We start from the raw sequence: 1351 nt of genomic DNA on the forward strand, positions 1-1351 counted from the left end.
AGGTTCTTCGTCACTTCATGTGGATTTGGCCTGATCGAACACGCGGCCCACCGGGCTGCCAATCAGGTAGATCATGGCGATGAAGTTAGCCTCGTTCCGATAGCCACGTGCGCGTGACCGAGCCGCCTGAAACAAGCCGTTCATCCCTTCCAGCCTTGCATTCGTCAGGCCCGAGTGCCAACGTCTGACCACCGCGTCGGCGTGCCGCTCAAGCGTTGCCAGGGCCTTCCCCATCGCCTTCAGTAGCGGTTTTTTAGACACCGCCGCCTGCATGACCTTCAGGTAATTTGTGATGCGCCATCGAGCCGCTCTGGGCGTCGGGGCCTTCTGGATCCAGCGTAGCTTTTCCTTGATTATCCAGGCATCGGCAGTGGCGCTCTGATCGGCTACCAACTCCTGGAGCGCCGCCAGCTGTTTGGGTGTCAGGTTCTCGTTTTCCAGGTTCTTCAGTAGTGCCCAGCGCAGCGACTTGGGGTGTTCCTGCTCGCGGCGCTCTTTCTTGCGTACCTCCTCCAGTCGCTTGGTGAAGGTCTGCACGATATGGAACCAGTCGACCGTGACCTCGGCCTTGGGAAGGTACTCGGTCACCCCGCTGAGGAAGGCTGGCGACATGTCGCAGACGACCTCGACCACATTGGTCGTATCGCCGCCATGGGTCGCCAGGAAGGCGCTGAAAGCCTTGATGGCGTCCTTGCCGCAGCCTGGGACGGCGAAGACCACTGGTTCCTGCTTGCGCTGCATGTCGAGGAACACCGTGACGTAGCGATGACCGCGCCGGGACGCGGTTTCGTCCACACCGACAGTCGCCACATTGGACAAATCCAGCTCCCTCAACATGCGGCCCACATAGTAATGCACAATGCGCCATAGTCGCTTGTCGGGAATCTCCAACTGCCGTGAGACGGCCAGCACCGGCATCTCCTTGACCAGCGACATGGCCGCTTGCTCGAACAGCAGGGTGAAGTCGCTGCCCGACCGTGCCCAGGGCACCTCAATACGTTTGACACCATGCTCAGGACACTTCGTGCGAGGCACGCGAGCATGCAGGTAGCAGTGGTGCTGGAAGAAGTTCAGATGCCGCCAGGTTTTGTCGGCAAAGTCGTGAGCTTGGCAGGCCTTACCGCACTCCGGACAGGGATACAGACTGCCTCGCTCCGCCTCGACATAGAGATCCAGACGGTGGGGCGACACGGAGGTATCCAGGTGCTGGTCCTTGAGGACCCAGGGCGCTTCCAGGCCCAGGCCGAGAGTTAGAATCTGGGTGCCGTCCATGCCATACCTACCGCTGTTGTGGAGCCCCTATTCTGGCCCAGCTCAGGAGACAAATTCCACACCCAACGTCGAAGAGCCA

At 60.4% G+C, this 1351-nt stretch carries 1 protein-coding gene; it reads right to left on the reverse strand.

The annotated features are described in order from the left end of the window. Positions 1-15: 15 nt before the first annotated feature. Positions 16-1272 carry an ISL3 family transposase gene (locus FKN99_RS17700; RefSeq protein ID WP_172119103.1) on the reverse strand — a complete coding sequence of 419 codons (1257 nt, stop codon included), beginning with the start codon at positions 1270-1272 and terminating at the stop codon, positions 16-18. Between the last annotated feature and the right edge of the window lie 79 nt (positions 1273-1351).

This window comes from Halomonas hibernica, from assembly GCF_013183775.1.
GTDB classification, from domain to species: domain Bacteria; phylum Pseudomonadota; class Gammaproteobacteria; order Pseudomonadales; family Halomonadaceae; genus Vreelandella; species Vreelandella citrativorans.